This is a genomic window from Micromonospora sp. NPDC002575 (assembly GCF_042889525.1).
GTDB lineage: Bacteria > Actinomycetota > Actinomycetes > Mycobacteriales > Micromonosporaceae > Micromonospora > Micromonospora carbonacea.
In genome coordinates, this window is the sequence record NZ_JBIARA010000014.1 from 36,318 (window position 1) to 53,878 (window position 17,561).

Annotated in this window: 17 protein-coding genes; 6 read left to right on the forward strand and 11 right to left on the reverse strand. The window is 70.8% G+C overall.

Annotated elements, in window-relative coordinates:
• Window positions 1-8 precede the first annotated feature (8 nt).
• The 4 genes from ACFYWL_RS20925 to ACFYWL_RS20940 all read right to left on the reverse strand — a co-directional run bounded on the left by ACFYWL_RS20925 (window position 9) and on the right by ACFYWL_RS20940 (window position 4,347).
• Entirely contained in the window at window positions 9-1,160 is a 1,152-nt protein-coding gene (locus ACFYWL_RS20925; protein ID WP_386975101.1) for a DegT/DnrJ/EryC1/StrS family aminotransferase, read from the reverse strand.
• Window positions 1,157-2,356, reverse strand: coding sequence for a glycosyltransferase (locus ACFYWL_RS20930; protein WP_386975102.1), 1,200 nt, complete (start codon window positions 2,354-2,356; stop codon window positions 1,157-1,159). Before ACFYWL_RS20930 ends, ACFYWL_RS20925 begins: the two co-directional genes overlap by 4 nt.
• The gene (gene gmd, locus ACFYWL_RS20935; RefSeq protein ID WP_386975104.1) at window positions 2,353-3,366 is read right to left on the reverse strand and encodes a GDP-mannose 4,6-dehydratase; all 1,014 of its coding nucleotides are present in this window, start codon (window positions 3,364-3,366) and stop codon (window positions 2,353-2,355) included. Before gmd ends, ACFYWL_RS20930 begins: the two co-directional genes overlap by 4 nt.
• Window positions 3,367-3,645: 279 nt before the next feature.
• Complete coding sequence (locus tag ACFYWL_RS20940) at window positions 3,646-4,347, reverse strand: NeuD/PglB/VioB family sugar acetyltransferase (RefSeq protein WP_386975106.1); 702 nt, start codon at window positions 4,345-4,347, stop codon at window positions 3,646-3,648.
• A gap of 311 nt (window positions 4,348-4,658) precedes the next feature.
• On the opposite strand from ACFYWL_RS20940, the gene ACFYWL_RS20945 reads away from it, so the two are divergent.
• Genes ACFYWL_RS20945 through ACFYWL_RS20960 form a run of 4 tightly spaced genes read left to right on the forward strand, consistent with a single transcriptional unit; the run spans window position 4,659 to window position 7,970 of the window.
• Window positions 4,659-5,939: a glycosyltransferase family 4 protein gene (locus ACFYWL_RS20945; RefSeq protein WP_386975108.1), complete on the forward strand. Its 1,281-nt coding sequence runs from the start codon at window positions 4,659-4,661 to the stop codon at window positions 5,937-5,939.
• 41 nt (window positions 5,940-5,980) lie between these two features.
• Window positions 5,981-6,724, forward strand: coding sequence for a sugar transferase (locus tag ACFYWL_RS20950; RefSeq protein ID WP_386975110.1), 744 nt, complete (start codon window positions 5,981-5,983; stop codon window positions 6,722-6,724).
• Entirely contained in the window at window positions 6,721-7,647 is a 927-nt protein-coding gene (locus ACFYWL_RS20955) for an NAD-dependent epimerase/dehydratase family protein (RefSeq protein ID WP_386975112.1), read from the forward strand. The genes ACFYWL_RS20950 and ACFYWL_RS20955 overlap by 4 nt, the downstream gene beginning before the upstream one ends.
• A 56-nt stretch (window positions 7,648-7,703) precedes the next feature.
• A complete protein-coding gene (locus ACFYWL_RS20960) occupies window positions 7,704-7,970 on the forward strand; it encodes a hypothetical protein (RefSeq protein WP_386975114.1) in 267 nt (88 codons plus the stop codon).
• A 48-nt stretch (window positions 7,971-8,018) separates the two neighbouring features.
• On the opposite strand, the gene wecB is transcribed toward ACFYWL_RS20960, so the two are convergent.
• From wecB to ACFYWL_RS20990, 6 genes are all read right to left on the reverse strand, one after another.
• On the reverse strand, window positions 8,019-9,233 hold the full coding sequence (gene wecB, locus ACFYWL_RS20965; protein ID WP_386975115.1) for a non-hydrolyzing UDP-N-acetylglucosamine 2-epimerase: 1,215 nt from the start codon (window positions 9,231-9,233) through the stop codon (window positions 8,019-8,021).
• Between the two features lie 7 nt (window positions 9,234-9,240).
• Window positions 9,241-10,050 carry a choice-of-anchor P family protein gene (locus ACFYWL_RS20970; RefSeq protein ID WP_386975117.1) on the reverse strand — a complete coding sequence of 270 codons (810 nt, stop codon included), beginning with the start codon at window positions 10,048-10,050 and terminating at the stop codon, window positions 9,241-9,243.
• A gap of 67 nt (window positions 10,051-10,117) precedes the next feature.
• On the reverse strand, window positions 10,118-11,524 hold the full coding sequence (locus tag ACFYWL_RS20975; protein WP_386975119.1) for a glycosyltransferase: 1,407 nt from the start codon (window positions 11,522-11,524) through the stop codon (window positions 10,118-10,120).
• Window positions 11,514-11,957 carry a hypothetical protein gene (locus ACFYWL_RS20980; protein ID WP_386975121.1) on the reverse strand — a complete coding sequence of 148 codons (444 nt, stop codon included), beginning with the start codon at window positions 11,955-11,957 and terminating at the stop codon, window positions 11,514-11,516. The genes ACFYWL_RS20975 and ACFYWL_RS20980 overlap by 11 nt, the downstream gene beginning before the upstream one ends.
• A gap of 86 nt (window positions 11,958-12,043) precedes the next feature.
• Window positions 12,044-12,193, reverse strand: coding sequence for an LPXTG cell wall anchor domain-containing protein (locus ACFYWL_RS20985; RefSeq protein ID WP_386975123.1), 150 nt, complete (start codon window positions 12,191-12,193; stop codon window positions 12,044-12,046).
• A gap of 322 nt (window positions 12,194-12,515) precedes the next feature.
• Window positions 12,516-13,631: an FAD-dependent monooxygenase gene (locus ACFYWL_RS20990; RefSeq protein WP_386975125.1), complete on the reverse strand. Its 1,116-nt coding sequence runs from the start codon at window positions 13,629-13,631 to the stop codon at window positions 12,516-12,518.
• Window positions 13,632-14,059: 428 nt separating this feature from the next.
• Between ACFYWL_RS20990 and ACFYWL_RS20995 the strand changes: the two genes are divergently transcribed.
• Entirely contained in the window at window positions 14,060-14,770 is a 711-nt protein-coding gene (locus ACFYWL_RS20995; RefSeq protein ID WP_386975127.1) for a TetR/AcrR family transcriptional regulator, read from the forward strand.
• Here ACFYWL_RS20995 and ACFYWL_RS21000 read toward each other — a convergent pair.
• A complete protein-coding gene (locus tag ACFYWL_RS21000) occupies window positions 14,759-15,718 on the reverse strand; it encodes a LysR substrate-binding domain-containing protein (RefSeq protein ID WP_386975129.1) in 960 nt (319 codons plus the stop codon). The two genes, ACFYWL_RS20995 and ACFYWL_RS21000, sit on opposite strands and share 12 nt — an antisense overlap.
• Window positions 15,719-15,881: 163 nt before the next feature.
• Between ACFYWL_RS21000 and ACFYWL_RS21005 the strand changes: the two genes are divergently transcribed.
• Complete coding sequence (locus ACFYWL_RS21005; RefSeq protein ID WP_386975131.1) at window positions 15,882-17,531, forward strand: CocE/NonD family hydrolase; 1,650 nt, start codon at window positions 15,882-15,884, stop codon at window positions 17,529-17,531.
• Window positions 17,532-17,561 lie beyond the last annotated feature (30 nt).

Genomic DNA, 17,561 nt, shown 5'->3' on the forward strand with positions numbered 1-17,561 from the left:
GTGGCGGGTCACCGCGGCGGCGCGGTGGCCTCCGCCGAGCCTGCGACGACAGCGTCCAGCGCCTGGCGTACCCGCTCGCTGACCACCTTGACGTCCGTGGCGGTCAGCTCCGCGTGGGTGGGCAGGTTGATGCCGCGTCGGGCCAGGTCCACGCTGGTCGGACAGTCGTCGACGGCGCCCGCGTACGGTGGCAGGTGCGGGATCGGCACGAAGAAGGGCCGGGTCTCCACGCCGAGCCGGTCCAGCACACCGGCCAGGTCGTCCCGCGTGCGCCCGGCGCCCGGCGGGCCCACCAGGAAGGACGTCATCCACGGTGCCCGCCGCACCCCGGCGGCCACCGGCTGCGGGGTGAGCAGGGGCAGGCCGGCCAGTTCGTGCTCGTAGCCGTGCAGCACCTCGTCCCGGCGGGCGATGATCCCGTCGGCGCGGGCCAACTGGGCGCAGAGCAGCGCGGCGCACAGGTTGGTCATCCGGTAGTTGAAGCCGACCTCGGGGAAGAAGTAGCGCCGCTGCGGGTCCATGCCCTGGTTGCGCAACAGGCGCATCCGATCGGCCAGCGCCGGGTCGGACGTCGTCACGCAGCCACCCTCGCCCGAGGAAATGATCTTGTTGCCGAAGAAGGAGAACGTGGTCGCGTCGGCCAGCGATCCGGTCGGCCGGCCGTGCAGGGTGGCACCGAAGGACTCGGCCGCGTCCGCCACCAGCAACAGGCCGTACCGGTCGCAGACCGTCCGCAGGGCCGGGTAGTCGGCCGGGTGGCCGTACAGGTCGACGGCGATCACGGCCCGGGTACGCGGCCCGACGGCCGCCCGAACCCGGTCCGGGTCGACGCACCAGGTCCGGGGCGACACGTCCACACAGACGGGCCGGGCACCGCAGTAGGTCACCGCGTTCGCGGTCGCCACGTAGGTCAGGGCGGGGACGATCACCTCGTCGCCCGGACCGATCCCGGCGGCGGCGAGGACGAGGTGCAACGCCACCGTCCCGTTGCTCGTCGCCAGGGCGGTGGCCGCGCCCACCCGGTCGGCGAACTCCGCCTCGAACCGGCGCAGGTACGGCCCCTGCGAGGAGATCCAGCCGCTGCGTACCGCGTCGAGCACGTACCGTTCCTCAAGCGGCGAGAGGCTGGGCCGGGCGACCGGGAAGCGTTCGGGCGTCATCGTGTCCCCCCGGCCAGCGTGGCGGCGAAGGGCGACCGGGGCATCGGTCCCGGTCGACCGGCGGCCACCCACTCCAGCAGCGTCCCGTAGTCCCGGCCGGTGTCGGCCCAGGTGCGCCCGGCGAGGCGGGCGTTCGCCCGTCGGGACGCCTCGGCGTAGCGGTCCCGGTCGCGCAGCAGCCGACGGATCGCGTCGGCGCACGCCTGCGCGTTCCGCGCCTCGAACACGGCGGCCTCGGCCCCGGTGAACTCCAACTGCGCCAACAGCGGTTCGGCGTCGCTACAGGCGACCGGCAGACCCCAACTGAACGCCTCGAGCACCGCCCCGCTGGCCGCCTCCCACAGCGAGGGGACCACGACCGCGTCGGCCCGCGCGTAGAGCCGGTGCAGCTCGTCCAGCGGCACGAAACCGGGGAACGACACCCGACCGCGCAGGTCCGGGCGGGCGGCCCGGGCAAGCAGCCGGGACGCCTCCGGTTCGACAAGCGGGCCGGGGCACACCAGCCGGCACTCCGGCAGCAGCGTCAGCGCCTCCAGCAGCGTGGCGTGGTTCTTCAGGGTGCCCGTCGAGGACGGGTAGAGCAGCAGGCCCGACTCGGGGCGGGCCCGTGCGCGGTCGGGCGCCGGTTGCAGGGTCGGCGGCGGGATGAGCGTGATCCGGTCCGTGGCCTCGGGGAACATCGCCAGTGCCTCCCGGTACGGGTGCGGCCAGCAGAACACCACGGCCGAGGCGCGTGCCACGTTCTCCCGGATGACCGTCTCGAAGCCGGGCGCCCGGAAGCCTGCGTGCAGGTACCGCAGGTCGTGCAGCACGATGACCGCGGGCCGGGCCCGCACCGGGACGAAGGCGAACGGGTAGAGGGTCACCGCGCTGTCGTCGTCGCGGTCGCCTGAGTGGCCGCGTACCGCGTCGAGGGCGCGTCGGACGGCCAGCGACTCCCGGACCCGGTCCGGGGTCCAGCGCCGCAGGACCTGGCCGAGGCGGTTGTCCGTGCGCAGGGGCATGCCGACCTCGGTCCAGTCGACGCGCTGGTCCGGAACCTGCTGCCGCCACTCGTCGACCGTGCCGGCCAGGACGGCGACCCGCAGGTCGTGGTCGATGCCGGTGCTCAGGCCGTTCAGCAGTCCGTAGGTGAACGTCTCCAGCCCCGCAGCGTGTCGTGGGCGGATCGGGGAGGCGTCGACGCTGATCCTCATCGGTCCACCCGGACGAGTCGTCCCATCCGCTCGTCCTCCAGCAGTTGCCGGTCGGCGTCCACCATGATCCGCACCAGGTCGGCGAAGAGGGTCTTCGGCGCCCAGCCGAGCACCTGCCGGGCCCTGGTGTAGTCGCCGATCAGCGCGTCGACCTCGGCCGGCCGGAAGTACCGGGGGTCGACCACCACGTGGTCCTGCCAGTCGAGCCCGACGTGGTCGAACGCGGCCTCGACGAACTCGCGGACCGTGTGCCCCTCGCCGGTGGCGACGACGTAGTCCCCGGGTCGGTCCTGCTGGAGCGCCAGCCACATCGCCTCCACGTACTCCGGCGCGTAGCCCCAGTCCCGGACGGCGTCGAGGTTCCCCAGGTGCAGCCGGTCCTGGATGCCGGCCTCGATCCGGGCCACCGCCCGGGTGATCTTGCGGGTGACGAAGTTCTCGCCGCGCCGAGGGCTCTCGTGGTTGAACAGGATGCCGTTGACGCAGTACATGCCGTACGACTCCCGGTAGTTCACGGCCGACCAGTAGGCGTAGACCTTGGCACACGCGTACGGGCTGCGCGGGTGGAACGGGCTGGTCTCCCGCTGCGGGGGCGGCGTGGAGCCGAACATCTCGGAGGACGACGCCTGGTAGAACCGGCACCCGACATCGGCGGCCCGGGCCGCCTCCAGCAGGCGCAGCGCGCCGAGCCCGGTGACGTCGGCCGTGTACCCCGGGATGTCGAAGGACACCCGTACGTGGCTCTGCGCACCCAGGTTGTAGACCTCGTCCGGGTTGACCTCGCGGATCAGACTGGTCAGGGAGGCCGGGTCGGCAAGATCGGCGTAGTGCAGGAACAGCCGTGCGTCGCGGTGCCGCGGATGGAGGTCGATCCGGTCGATCCGTTCGGTGTTGAACGTGGACGCCCGCCTTTTGAGGCCGTGCACCACGTAGCCCTTGTCGAGCAGCAGTTCCGACAGGTAGCTGCCGTCCTGGCCGGTGATCCCGGTGATCAACGCTACACGCGGCATGGGTCCTTCTCTCGGTGTTGGTCGCGGCGCCTGTCTCCGCCTGCCGGTCGGAGGACCTGGAGCTTTCCGGCGGCCAGTGAAACGCCCAGTCCGGTATACCAACGACAAAATGCAAGCCATGGCAAAAAGGGATGAAAAGCCCCAAAAGGGTAAAGGTGCCGGCCGGGGTTCGGTCAGGGGACGGCCGGAACGGCCGCCCGGGCCGGCGGGAGGCCCTGCGACACGGCGGCGCGGCGCAGCCCGGCGACCGTGTCCGGCCAGTCGGGTGCCCGCTGGCGGTCAGTACGCACCAGGCCCGCCATGGTCGACCCATTCGACCGCGCGGCGCGGCCGGGCCGGGACGCCCGTGACCACCATCGAGGCCGGGACGTCCCGGGTGACGCAGGCTCCCGCCCCGACCACGGTGTCCCGTCCCACGCGCACCCGGGGCACCAGCGCCGCCGTGGTGCCGACCAGGACGCCCTCGTCGAGCCGGCAGTGGCCGGACACCGCCGCCAGTGGACTGACCGACACGAAGTCGCCCAGCATGCTGTCGTGCCCGATCGTGCAGTTGTGGTTGAGATGGACGTGCCGGCCCAGCACGACGTTGGTGGTGAGCCGGACCCCGCCGGCAGCCACCAGCCCCTCGGCGAAGACGCAGTCCGCACCGATGTTCGCGTCGGGGTGGACGACGGTGGCGTACGGCAGGCCGTACCGCCGGACCGTCCGGTCCGTCTCCCGGCGGAGGTGGGGCCGCCCCACGCCCAGCGCGACGTGCGTGCCCGGGGGGACGTCCGCCAGCTGCCCGGTCGAGCCAAGGAAGGGCACGCCCAGGCGGTTGACCAGCTTCTCGGAGTCCTCGGTGGGGTAGTCGTCGACGAACCCGAGGACCCGCCAGCGGAAGTCGCCCGTGGCCCGACTGTTGATCGCCTGGACGATGCCGTGGAGATCCCGTCCCTCGCCGCCGGTGCCCACGATCACCAGGTCGGTCGGCCGGCTCATGCCGGCCAACCGGCGAACTCGACACCCCGGGTCGCCTTGACCATGGCGTCGGCGTCGCGGACGGTCGTCGTCTGTCCGAACGAGCCGGCGCCCCCGGTGATCAAGAAGCGTCTGTGCGCCAGCGAGGACGGCACGGGTCCACCCTTCTTCCCCGGTCGGACGGGGAGATCGATCCGACTATCGATTCGGACAGTACGCCGCGAATCACGTTCCATCGACCAAACGGGGCGATAAGGGCAAGATAGGGTTTCTCGGATCGCCCGTCGGTCGTTGACGCCCTGGTGGCACCTGGTCAACGAAGGGGACGACGGATGCGGATCGGCCTGCTCACCCAGTGGTACGAACCGGAGCCCGGCCCGGCGAGCCTGCCCGGGGTTCTCGCCCGAGGGCTGGCCGCACGGGGACACGACGTCCGGGTGGTGACCGGCTTCCCCAACTATCCGACCGGCCGGGTGATGCCCGGTTACCGGATCTCGCGCCGGCTGGACGAGGTGACCGACGGGGTGCGCGTACGGCGGGTGGCCCTCTACCCCAGCCACGACTCGTCGGCCCCGCGGCGGCTGGCGAACTATGGTTCGTTCGCGCTGTCCGCGCTGCTCTCCGGGACCGACGTGCTCCGCGACGTCGACGTGCTCTGGGTCTACAACTCGCCGATCACGGTGGCGCTGCCGATGTGGTACGTCCGGCACGTGCGGAGGGTGCCGGTGGTCCTGCACGTGGCCGACCTGTGGCCGGACTCGGTGACCGCGAGCGGGTTCCTTGAGGGCTGGCCCGGCCGGGCGGCGGTCGAGCGCGCCATGCACGGCTGGTGCCGGGGGATGTACCGGTCGGCCGAGCGGGTGGCCCACCTCTCCCCGGGGGCCGCCGGACTCCTGCGTCGGCGCGGGGTGCCGGCCGAGAAGCTGGTCCACATCCCGATGTGGGGGGACGAGCCCCCGCCCGGCCGGCCCACCGACCTCCGGGCCGAGCTGGGCCTCGATTCCGACCACGTCGTCCTCGTGTACGCCGGGGCGCTGGGCGAGGCCCAGGGCCTGGAGGCGCTGGTGGACGCCTGCGCCCTGGTGGAGGATCCGCGGCTGGTGTGCCTGATCGCCGGGTCCGGGGTCACCGAGGACCGGCTACGGGACCGGGTGGCGCGGTCGGGCGTGGGCAACGTCCGCTTCCTGGGGCGCCTACCGCGGGAACGGATGCCGGCCCTGCTGGCGACCGGCGACGCCCACGTCGTCAGTCTCCGACCGACCCCGATGGCGCCGTACACGATGCCGAGCAAGGTACAGACGATCCTCGCCGCCGGCCGGGCCCTGCTGGTCGCCGCCGAGGGGGACGCCGCCGCGGTGGCGCGGGAGAGCGGCGCCGGGCTGACCGCCCGTCCGGGCGACCCGGAGTCCATCGCCGAGGCGGTACGGGAACTGTGCCGGCTGGGTCGGGAGAAACTCCATCTGCTGGGCAGGACCGGACGCGACTACTACGACCGGACGTTCACCGTCGCGCTCGGCGTGGCGCGGGTCGAGGCCGCCCTCCGGGAGGCGATGGCGGCAGGGCACCGGCGGAAAGCACCCCGCCGGTCGGAGAAAACGACTACAAAGAGCTGAACGCGCTTTTTGTCCCTGTCTGAGCCTGATGTAGGTGACGCATGACGTACGACGTTGCCCGGTCCGAGAGGGTGGAGAACCGGGCCCTTCCGGGAGAACGCACCGCACTGGAGCCACGCCCCTACGACCGGGTCAAGCGGGTGCTGGACGTGCTCGGCGCGGTCGTGGCGCTGACCGTCGCCGCACCGGTGATGGCCGTGGTGGCGCTGGTGGTGCTGGTGGCCTTCGGTCGCCCCGTGCTCTTCCGGCACACCCGTCCGGGCCGCGGCGGCCGGTTGTTCGACATGGTCAAGTTCCGCACCATGCGGCCGGTCGACCCGGCGCGGGGTCTGGTGACCGACGCCGATCGGCTCACCCCGGTCGGTCGGTGGCTCCGCTCCACCAGCCTCGACGAGCTGCCCGGCTTCTGGAACGTCCTCCGTGGCGAGATGAGCATCGTCGGCCCCCGTCCGCACCTGGTCAGTTACCTCGACCGCTACACCCCCCGGCAGGCCCGCCGGCACGAGGTCCGGCCCGGCATCACCGGGCTCGCCCAGGTACGGGGACGGAACACGCTGAGCTGGGAGGAGAAGTTCGAGTACGACGTGGAGTACGTCGACCGGCGGTCCCTCCTGCTGGACCTGAGGATCCTGCTGGCCACGGTCCGGGTGGTCCTGCGGCGGGAGGGGATCTCCGCGCCCGGAGCGGCCACCTGGCACGAGTTCACCGGCACCCGGCCCGCCAGCGATCCGCTCGCCGCCCCGCCGGGGCCGGCCACGGCCCGAGTCAACGGACCCCACCCGTGACCACGGTCCTCCTGCTCGGCGCGACCGGCTTCCTCGGCCGGCACATCCTGGCCCGGCTCGACCGGCACCTGACCGTCCGGGCCCCCACCCGGCGGGAGTGCGACCTGGTGGCGACCGACGTGGCGGCGCTGGCCGCGCTGCTGCGCCGCGAGCAGCCGGACGTCGTGGTCAACGCGGCCGGCCGGATCGTCGGCTCGGCGGCCGACCACCTGCGGGCCCACGCGCTGGCCACCGCCACGCTCATCGAGGCCATGACGCTCGCCGTGCCGTCCTCCCGGCTGATCCGGATCGGATCGGCGGCGGAGTACGGCCGGGTACCCCACGGCATTGCCGTCGGCGAGGAGCACCCGGCCGTGCCGGTGAGCGAGTACGGGACGAGCCACCTCGCCGCGACCCGGCTGGCGGTCCTCGCCGCCAGCACCGGTCGGCTCGACACGATGGTGCTCCGGGTCTTCAACCCGATCGGCTCGGGGATGCCCGTGGAGAACATGCTCGGACGGGTCTCGGCGCTGCTCCGTACGGCGACCCAGCGGGGCGAGCGGAGCGTGTCGCTCGGCCTGCACGACACCTACCGTGACTTCGTCGACGCACGGGACGTGGCGGACGCGGTCTGGGCGGCGATCTCCGTACGCCGCCCGCAGGCCCACGTGTTCAACGTGGGCAGCGGTCGGGCCGTGCCGGTCCGCGCGGCCGTCCGACTGCTCGCCGACGCCGCCGGGTTCACCGGCACGGTCACCGACGGTTCCTTCCCACCGGACGCGGCCCGCTCCGCCGCCGTCCCCTGGATGTGCGCCGATATCGGCCGCTCGGCACGGCTGCTCGGCTGGTCGCCGCGGCACAGCCTGGCCGAGGCCGTCGCGGCCCTGTGGACCGAGCAGGCGCCCGTCCCCAGGGCCGGACAGGTGGGGGTCGGCAGCCGGTAGAGTGCGGCGGCCGGCGGCAGGTGGGCCGCCCGACCGCAGGGCCCTCCGTGCTGCGCTTGAGGATCGTCGCGCCGGCCGACCGGTCCACGACGGTCGCGGATCTGCTCCTCGCCGACCCGGCAGCGGCCCACCTGGCCGTGTCACCGGGGGCGGCCCGTCAACCGTTCGGCGACCTCATCCTCTGCGACGTGGCGCGGGAGAGCGCCGACCAGGTGCTGCGCCGCCTTCAGGAACCCGGCGTGGAGGCTCGGGGCGGGGTCAGCGCCCTGGCGTACGGGGTATGGCACGAGGCGGGCGGTTCCGCGCTCCGAGTCGTCGGGTGAGCAGGTCCCGCAGCGGGACCGATTCGCCGTCCCGGCCGGCCGCCCCGGTCAACAGATGAAATTGTGCGGTGCGGTCGGCCTTGCTGCTGTGCTGACCTGGTGTGGTGTCGTGCGGGCTTTGGTTCGGCTGGTCATCTGGTCTCGGCTGGGCAGTTCGAGCAGGGTGGCTATTGCGGCAAGGGCATGTTCGGCCGCTCTTCCGTCTCCGAAGGGGGACGGTCGGGTGGGGGTCGTGGGTCGGCTGAGGAGGGTGAGGGCGGCCCTGGTGATCTGTCGGGGGTCGGTGCCGACGAGTTGGCCGTGGCCGCTTTCGACGGCTTCGGGGCGTTCGGTGGTGTTGCGGGTGACCAGGAGAGGCACGCCGAGGGTCGCGGCTTCCTCCTGGAGGCCGCCGGAGTCGGTGATGACGAGGCGAGCTGCCCGGAGGAGTCCGATCATCTTGGGGTAGGGCAGCGGCGGGATGAGGGTGGCGTTGGGCGTCCCGGTGAGTTGGGCGCTCATTTCCTCCCGTAGTCGCGGGTTCGGGTGCGCGACGGCAACGATGTGTACGTCGGGCCGCATCCGGGCGATCCGTCGGAGTCCTTCGAGGCTGTCGCGGATGCCGTCGCCCCAGTTCTCCCTGCGGTGCATCGTGGCCACCACGATCGGGCCGCGCATCGCGGTGACCTCGGCAGGCGGTGTGGCCAGGCCGTTGTCGACGAGCGTGTGCAGGGCGTCGACGACAGTGTTGCCGGTGACGACCACGGTGCCGGGACGGACGCCTTCGTCGAGCAGGTTCTGCCGCGCCGCGGGGGTGGGGGCCAGGTGCAGGGCGGCGAAACGCGCGAGCATCGACCGGTTCGCTTCCTCTGGGAACGGCTGGTCGACGTCCCACGTGCGCAGACCGGCCTCCAGGTGGACGACGGGGATGCGGTGCCAGAACGCGACCAGGCCCCCGACCAGGACAGTCGTGGTGTCACCCTGCACCACGACCGTCGCCGGTCGTTCCCTGGCGAGGAGTGCATCGATCTTGGTAATCAAGGCGGCCGCGAGCTCTGACAGTGTTCCGGTCGGGCGGTCGAGGCGCAGAGTGATGTCGGCGGCCAACCCGAACGGCGCGAGGGCCTCGTGCACCCGTCCGGGTTGCTGGCCCGTGTCGACCGCCGTGGCGGTGAACCGCGAGTCGCGACAGAGCAGGAGTGCCAGCGGTGCGGTCTTGACTGCTTCCGGACGCGTACCCATCAACATCATGACGTGCTTGGCGGCTGCTCTGTCGCGACCCATGGCTCCGTCAGGCCCTCGCGTCCGCGCGCCGTCGACGCAGCAGCACGATCCCGCCGCCGATGCCTGAGGCGAGGGCGCCGAGACCGAGGGCGACCGGCATTCCGGCCAGTGGGATGACCGACACCGGCGGCGCGATCGCGTTCGGCCCGCAACTGGAGAGGCCGATGGTGACCGACGCCAGCGTCCCGGCGAGGGCCGAGAGGTCCAGCGCGGTCACGCTGAGCTGTCCGGTGGTGGAACTGGTCTGCTCGTTCAGCGTGATGTCCAGAACGTTAGGGACACCGAGTGTGGTGTTCGGCGCGGGGTTCGCCGGCAGGCTGAGAAGCGTCGTCGTCACCCCGGCGACCGTGGACGTGATGCGAGCGTTGGACAGCACGGTGGTGCCGGTCGCTGACGGGCTGCTGGTAGCCGTGCAGGACGAGTAGATTTCCTCGGCCTCGATGGCGATCGTTGCCGGACCGCTGAGGCCGAGGGTCAGCACCACGCTGCCGGACGGCGTCACCAGACAGCTCCCGCCGGCACCGATGGTGATCGCGCCGCCGGCTCCGACGACGCCTGCGCAGGCGGCTGACGTTCCGTCGTTGAAGGCGTGGACGGCCTGGCCCAGCACACCGGCGGTGATGACCGACTGGCTGCCCAGGACGCTCAGCGGCGGGTTGGTGTTGCCGGAGATCGACTCGGTGGTGCCGTCGTTGGTGGCGGTGGCGGTGCCGGAACTCGCGAGTCCCCCGCCGACCAGCGAGATCCGTAGGGCGGAGGCGGATGCCTGGGAGGTGTCCGCCATGGCGGGTGACGCGGCGAGCACGACCAGTGCCACGCCGCCGGCCAGGACGCCCGACGCTCGGGCGATGCCAGATTTGACTCGTGTCATTGACCTCTTCCTTCTACTGCTTGCTGTGGGTGAGCTGGGGGTGGCGGCGGTGGGGAGGGAGGGCAGCACTGCGCCCGGCGGCGAGGGGAGGTGGGTCGGCGGCCCTGGCGGTCTTCTGCCAGTCGGAGCGGGCACGGATGAGCCGGCCGAAGGCGACCCACACGGCGATGGACTGCAGATAGCTGTAGAGCCAGTGGCACAGGCCCAGACCGATCGCGGTGGGCCAGGTCAGGTGGCGTTCGCAGCGGGCCTTGTAGACCAGGCCCCAGACGGCGAACGGGCCGATACCGAAGATCGCAACCAGTGGGGGAACTCCCCAGCCGCCAGCGTCCCACCAGCCGGCCAGCCCACCCATCGTGTGGTTGATGTACCAGCACATCACCGTCAGGCAGCCAAGGTAGAGGGGGGTGCCGATGAGCTGCAGCCAGGGCGCGGCGAGGAAATGGGCGATCTCCATCGTGGCAGCGTTGCGGATCCGGTCCGAGCGCAGGACCGCGCCGAGATGCCGCCCGCACTGCATGGACCCCTGCGCCCACCGCGCGCGCTGCCGGATCAACGGGCGGATCCTGGTCAGCGCCTCCTGGGCCACCCACGTTTCGGCGCAGTACTCCGTGCGGCCACCAGCGAGCAGGATGTGCAGGCCCAGTTCGAAGTCCTCCAGCAGAGCCCCGTGCCACGGTGTGCCGTGTTCCGCGGCGATCTTGTTGAGCAGGGACAGCCGAGTGAACTGCCCGTTGCCACCCATCGCCACGCTGCCGGTGACCCGACGCAGCGACTGCATCGCGGCGATCGGCGCCCGGAACTCCATGTCCTGCAGCCGGACCAGCAGCCGCGCCCACCGGCCCAACCGGTGATGGCCTCGGTCGCTGCGGGCGCACTGCAACATGCGGACCTCGACCTGCACGGCCGCGACCGACGGGGACCCGAAATACCGGCGACCGGCCAGAGCGGTGCGACACTGCGGGTCCAGATAGCTGTCGGCGTCGAGCACCCCGATGATCACCCGGGACGGGTCGACCGCCGCGGGCAGACGCCGCAGGATCTCCCGCCAGGCGGTGTTCAACGCCGCTCCCTTGCCCTGCACGGCGTCTGGCAGCGTGCGACGCACGACATGCACCCGCGGGTCGGACGCGAAGGCGGCCAACTCCTCGAAGGTGCCGTCGTCGGAGGCGTCGTCGACACACCACACGGTCACGTCCGGCAGATCCCGCAGCAGCCGGCGCAGCGTGCCGCCGATGACCGACGCCTCGTTACGACACGGCACGATGATGTGCCAGTCCAACGACACGGAGTTTCCCGCGCCGGCTCGCCGGGTCCGCAGGTGCAGCACCAGGATGCTCAACACGTAGGCGCAGAAGGCGACGCACATCAGGAACGCGACCGTGTTCAGCACCGCCAGCGAGGTCACCTCATGCGGCATGGCTACCTCGCCTCGTCCGCCCGCCACGGCCGACCAGCACGGCGAACAGGATCGCCACCGCGATCAGCCCGAGCATCGTGATCGCCGAGCCGATCAGCACGTGACTGCGCTGGTAGCCCGCCTCGAAACCCCACGCCTGCATCGCGGCTACCACCGCACCGAAGCGCACCTGGTTGACAGCGGCCAGCAACCCCACCGCAGTCGCCACCGACAGCACCGCCCGCCCCAACCCCACCCGCCGGAACGCCACCAGGAACCCGGCCACCGCAAACGGCGGGATCAGCAGCAGAGCAACGGAGCATCCCGTAGTCACCGTGAAACCCACCCACCGGTGCCCCAACGGGAACGTCACCGCGGCACCGATCGACGTCGCGTCGGCCATCCCCGTCGCCCGCACCAGACGTGCGTTCGTCCACGCTTCCGCACTCGCCACGTCATGCCACCGCCACAACAGGACGGCCGCCGCCAACCCCCCGAAAGCCAACCCAGCGGCAGCCCTCAACCACACACCCGGCCAGCTCATCGCGCCCGACGAACCCGGGTCGCCAACAACAACGACACCCCGAGCACGACAAGACCGACAGCCACCAGCAGCCACGACTGCACCCCGTAGCCGGTCGCGGCAAGCCCACCACCGACACTCGGACCCTTGCTCGGCACCCCGTACATCTCCCACCCGTTCCTTCACGCGCCTCGACTACCTACCGCGCACGAAAACGGACTATACGGGCACAAACTGGCCATAGAGCGACAAACGGCGAACCGGGAAGCGCCGATCATCAGGGCCTCGGCACATGTCACGGTGGGGATGGCCACTGGAAGTGAAGGTGATCCGCGTGCGCTCGTCGGAGCGGCCGATCAACCAGGTCGCGCGTGGGCTGGGGTTGGGGTCCGAGCTGAGGTTTCCCCGGTGGCGCGAACGAGGGCGTGGGGCTGCGGCTGCGCCCTCTCAGGTCACCGACAACGGCCGGCCGAAGGCCGGTTCTGCCGACTACTGGCCGGCCGCGACCGGCTGGAGCAGCCGGTTGCGTGCAATCATCGCGTCCCGGGTGGGCGGAACGAGGAGGGCACCACCGTCTTCGACCGTGGCCTGGGCGAACTCCACATAGGGCCGTTGACGGGCCTCGTAGCGTGGGAATGCCGAGGCGTGATCTCCGTCCGTTCGCTCGAGTTCCTCGGCGAGGAACTGAGCCCCGGTCATCGCCAGCGACGTCCCTCGGCCGGCAAGAGGCGATGCGCAGTGGGCGGCGTCGCCCACGAGCGCGACCCGGCCCCGATGCCAGCTGGGCATGTGGATCTGGCTGACCGAATCGAAGTAGATGCTGGGATCGGCGCGCACCGCGTCGAGGATCTTCTGAACCTTCCACACACGACGGTCCGTGAAGCGGTCGTACAGAATGCTCTTCTGCGCTTCGACGTCGCGGTAGTCGTAGCTGATCGGCTCTGACGCGAACATCAGGATGCCGATCGCCTTGTCCTTGAACCGGGCGATGCCGGCCAGGTGCCCGGGGTAGCTGTACATCGGATTGATCCGCTCCGCTTCGGCGTCGGCCTCGCCGGGCATGTCGGTGATGGCGACGTAGAGACCGAGATGCCGGATCAAGCTCTGCTCCGGGCCGAACACGAGCCGCCGCACCGCGGAGTGTATGCCGTCGGCGCCGAGGACCAGATCGAAGCTCTCGGCGTCGCCGGACGCGAAGTCGACATCCACCCGGTCGTCACACTGGGCGATCGAGTCCACCGACTCGCGCAGGCGCAGGTCCACGATGTCGGGCAGCGCGTCGGCCAGGATCCGGCAGAGATCCTCGCGGGCAATCTCGATGTCGTCGGGCGAATCGCCGATGTCGTCGGGCAGCCGGCCGATGGCGGCGCCGTTCTCGTCGACGAAATGCACCTGCTCGGTCATGCGGATACGCGCACCGCGGATCGCGGACAGAATGCCCATCTTGTCGGCCACCTCGATCGCGTCCCCGCGGACGTCGACGGGCGAACCGTTGGCCCGCAGCCGACCGGCCCGCTCGACGATCGTGACGTGATGACCTCGCATACCGAGGTCCCGTCCGAGGGAGAGGCCGGCGACGCCCGCGCCGGAAACCAGGATCTTCATGCGTACTCCAATAGACAGTGACGAGGAGCCGGGAGCCCTACTGCGACCGGTGAGCGAGCACGGAATCGCGCAGCGGCCGGGCCGTTTCGGCGGCGGATAAGGCCGCGGGCGTCCGCAGGCCCGAGGCGTCGGAGAGGGTGACGCCGACCGTCAGCGACTGCACGACGTCGGGCACCGACACCGCGACTTGCAGGGCGATGAAGCCCCCGGCGCAGTCCTCGGCCAGATCGGGGATGCCGTACGGGCCGGGCGGGTTGACCGACGCGCCCGATGTCGCCCGCCTTCACCGTTTGCAGTGCGGTGCCGTCCGGGGCGCTCCGAGAAGGGGGCCTCATGACACCCAGCTCCTTAAAGAGTCAATCTGTCGCTATAAGCTAGCCGGCGAGCCATCTGGGTGTCCACCGAGAGGTAGGTGTGACAATCAAGACGTGCCGGAGGACGGGAAGACCGCGGGAACCAAGCGCGCCGGCGCGCGACCGGGCGGTCGTAACGCCCAGGTGCGGTCGCGGATCCTCGCGGCGACGACCGAGCTCGTTGCCCGGCACGGGGTGGCTGGCCTGCGCTACGAAGAAATCGCCGAGATCGCCGGAGTCAACAAGAACAGCGTCTACCGCAACTGGCCCGACCGCGCCGAGCTCGTCAGCGCGGCGCTGCTGCAACACGCCGAGGGCTCCGCTCCCCTCCGCGACTCCGGCAACCTTCGCCGGGATCTGGTCGACTTCCTGCTGGCGTTCTCGGAGCGACTATCCCGCCCGACCGACCGAGCGCTGCTGCAGGCCACCATGGCGGCGCCCGCGAACACGGATCTCGACGAGGCCGTCCGGGCCGCTTACGACCAACGGCTCGCCGCCGCACGCCAGCGATTCGACAGCGCCGCCGAGAAGGGAGAAATCCCACCGGTGGACACCTACCTCCTCACCGAGCTGCTGTCCGGGCCGGTGTTCCTGTACGTCAACCGACGCCGCCACCCCTTCACCCGCGGGGTCGCCGAAAAGATCGTCGACGTCGTCCTGGCCGGACTTCAAGCAACCGCGCCGTCAGAGGCCCGGGCGAACCGGCCGCACGCCCGCGTCACCGCAGCAGCTGCTCCGGACAGCTCCCGCGGGCTCGACGACAGCAACGCGCCGTCACCCGGGTGATCCGGGTCGCGCGCCGGTGCCAATGGGGTCCGTCAAGGCTGAGTGATGGGCAGTGCTGGTTCGGGTGATGTGTGTCTGCGCGAGTTTTGTGAAGGCCACGAGCAGGCGGTTGGTGTCGTTGGCGCGGGTGGCGAGTACGACTCTGCTCGGCTCGATGCCGTCGATCGGCATGAGGGTGAGATCTGGCCGGAAGCCGCCGACGCCTGCTGGGACGATGGCGACTGCCTGGCCGGACGCGACAGCCTCGAACTTGTCCTCGATGTTCTCGACGTGGGCGCCGTCGGGGACGGGGTGTCCGTCGGGGCGGGGTTCGACGCGCCAGAAGGCGTGCCATTCGGCTGCGAAGTCCTTGACGCGCAGCATGGGTTCGCCGGCGAGGTCGGCCAGGGTGACGGATGGTTTGCCGGACAGTCGGTGCCCTCGTGGCAGGAGCAGTGCGCGAGGTTCGTCGTAGAGGATGGTCACCCGCAGGCCGTCGGTCGGGAACGGCAGCCTGGTGACAACCGCGTCCGCTCGGTGTTCGAGCAGGACGGTTCGCGGGTCGTCCCAGCCGGTGTGCTGGACGCGGACGTCGGCGTCTGGGTGGTGGTGGCGTAGCTCGCGGACGGCGGATGTGACGATCAGGCCGGACAGGTAGCCGATGGTGATGCGGGTTGGCTGGGCCGCGGCCTGTGTCGTGGTAATGGCTTGGCTCGCGGAGCGCAGGACCTTCTTCCCCAGCGGCAAGAAGACCTCGCCTGCCTGAGTGAGCCGGCTGCCTTGCGGGCTGCGGTCGAGCAGGCGCGCGCCGAGCTGCCGCTCAAGGCTGCGGATCTGGCGACTCAGCGACGGTTGGGTGGTGCGCAGCACTTCAGCTGCGCGGCCGAAGTGCCGATGTTCGGCGACGACTGTGAAGGCCCACACCAGCCGTAGGTCGAGGTCGACGGAATGTTGTGACGGCTCAGCCATACGCCAAGCGTAACTCAGCCCAATCACAGCTCTGGCGACAAACAATGCCTTGACCTGCATAAATACGTGGACCGTATTGCGCGTTGCACGCTTTTCATTGGACGCCAAACCGATCCGGCCCGAACACTCGTGACGTGTTCGTTGGTGACGGAAGGTTGAGCAAATGACAGTGGCGAAGCGACCCGGCCTGGCCGCCCGGCTGTACGACCGGGCGACGGCCCGGCAGCAGCGCCTGCCCAAGGCACGCTGCGACATCCGCGTGGAACACGGCCTCGCGGTCCCGGCGCGGGACGGGGTCACGTTGGTGACGGACCACTACTTCCCGGTCGGGCAACAGGGTCGGGGAACGGTGCTGATTCGCACGCCGTACGGACGTGGCGTGCCGATCAACGCCGATGCGCGGCTGTTCGCGGGGCAGGGCTATCACGTGGTTGTGCAGAGCTGCCGGGGCACGTTCGGCTCCGGTGGCCGGTTCATGGGGTTGGCCAACGAGATGGATGACGGGCAGGACGCCGTGGCGTGGTTGCGCCGGCAGCCCTGGTTCGACGGGCGATTGGCCACGTACGGCGCTTCCGCCGTCGGCTGGACGCAGTGGGCCCTGCTGATGGATCCGCCGCCGGAGTTGCGTACGTCGATCATCATCGCCGGGATGCACGATGTGAGCCGATTCGTCTGGCCGGCGGGTGCGATGCGGGCCCACGACGTCCTGACCTGGGCAAGGGCGATCGGCGTCCAGGAGCGGTTCGGGGTGCTGGGGGTCCTGGCGGTCTTCTCCCTCGCCGCCAGGCTCAATGCGCCGGCCCTGGCGGGGCTGCCGTTCGCCGCGGCAGCCGAGCGCTCGCTCAGGAACCGGGCGCCGTGGTTCGGGGACATGTTGTCCCATCCGGACCTGTCTGATCCGTTCTGGGAGCCTTACAACGCCTGCGCAGCGCTGGAGAAGGTGCAGGTGCCGGTTCGGCTGGTTGCCGGCTGGCAGGACGTGATGCTTCCGCAGACCATGCGCCAGTACGCGGTGCTGCGTGAACGTGGGCTCGACGTGTCGCTCACCGTCGGTCCCTGGATCCATCAGGTGACCGTCGTCGGCGGCAACGGCGAACTGGCCGGGGAGAATCTTGATTGGCTCGCCGAGCATCTCGCCGGTGCGCCGGTGACACGCCGACGTCAGGCGGTCCGTATCCAGGTCACCGGCACTGGCGAATGGCGTGAACACGCGGCCTGGCCACCCCCGAGCACCGAGCAGGTGCACTTCCTGCATCCCGGTGGCCTGCTCACCGAAAGCCAGGTCCCGCAGGGCGACTCCTCCTTCGTCTACGACCCCGGCAACCCGACGCCGACCGTCGGCGGGCCACTGCTCGACCGCAGCGCCGGTGTACACGACAACCGCAGCCTGGAACAACGCGCAGATGTACTGACCTTCACCACTGCGCCGATCGTCGACGAACTGGAGATCATCGGCACGCCGGTCGTCGAACTCGACCACGTCACGGACAACCCGCATGCCGACCTGTTCGTCCGGCTCTGCGACGTCGATCCGAAGGGCCGCTCGTACAACTTCACCGAGGCGTTTCTCCGCCTGGAGCCGACCGAGAACGGGCCGGTCCGGCTGGAACTCGACCCCTGCGCGCACCGGCTCGCCCCCGGACACCGGCTGAGGTTGCAGGTCTCCGGCGGCTCGTTCCCGCACTACCTGCGCAACGAAGGCACAGGCGCACATCCAGGCACCGGCGCCCGGCTGGCCCCGTGCACCCACACGGTCCACCACGGTAGGTCCCGCGTCGTCCTTCCCGTCGCGCAGCCGGTAGCAGGACCGTGACCGCCGCCCATTCCCGAAGGAGAAGGTGTC

Excerpts from the sequence above, each read along its gene's own strand:
- ACFYWL_RS20925 (WP_386975101.1), bottom strand. The coding sequence starts at position 1,160 with ATGACGCCCGAACGCTTCCCGGTCGCCCGGCCCAGCCTCTCGCCGCTT.
- ACFYWL_RS20930 (WP_386975102.1), bottom strand. The coding sequence starts at position 2,356 with ATGAGGATCAGCGTCGACGCCTCCCCGATCCGCCCACGACACGCTGCG.
- gmd (WP_386975104.1), bottom strand. The coding sequence starts at position 3,366 with ATGCCGCGTGTAGCGTTGATCACCGGGATCACCGGCCAGGACGGCAGC.
- ACFYWL_RS20940 (WP_386975106.1), bottom strand. The coding sequence starts at position 4,347 with ATGAGCCGGCCGACCGACCTGGTGATCGTGGGCACCGGCGGCGAGGGA.
- ACFYWL_RS20945 (WP_386975108.1), top strand. The coding sequence starts at position 4,659 with ATGCGGATCGGCCTGCTCACCCAGTGGTACGAACCGGAGCCCGGCCCG.
- ACFYWL_RS20950 (WP_386975110.1), top strand. The coding sequence starts at position 5,981 with ATGACGTACGACGTTGCCCGGTCCGAGAGGGTGGAGAACCGGGCCCTT.
- wecB (WP_386975115.1), bottom strand. The coding sequence starts at position 9,233 with ATGGGTCGCGACAGAGCAGCCGCCAAGCACGTCATGATGTTGATGGGT.
- ACFYWL_RS20975 (WP_386975119.1), bottom strand. The coding sequence starts at position 11,524 with ATGCCGCATGAGGTGACCTCGCTGGCGGTGCTGAACACGGTCGCGTTC.
- ACFYWL_RS20985 (WP_386975123.1), bottom strand. The coding sequence starts at position 12,193 with ATGTACGGGGTGCCGAGCAAGGGTCCGAGTGTCGGTGGTGGGCTTGCC.
- ACFYWL_RS20990 (WP_386975125.1), bottom strand. The coding sequence starts at position 13,631 with ATGAAGATCCTGGTTTCCGGCGCGGGCGTCGCCGGCCTCTCCCTCGGA.
- ACFYWL_RS21000 (WP_386975129.1), bottom strand. The coding sequence starts at position 15,718 with ATGGCTGAGCCGTCACAACATTCCGTCGACCTCGACCTACGGCTGGTG.
- ACFYWL_RS21005 (WP_386975131.1), top strand. The coding sequence starts at position 15,882 with ATGACAGTGGCGAAGCGACCCGGCCTGGCCGCCCGGCTGTACGACCGG.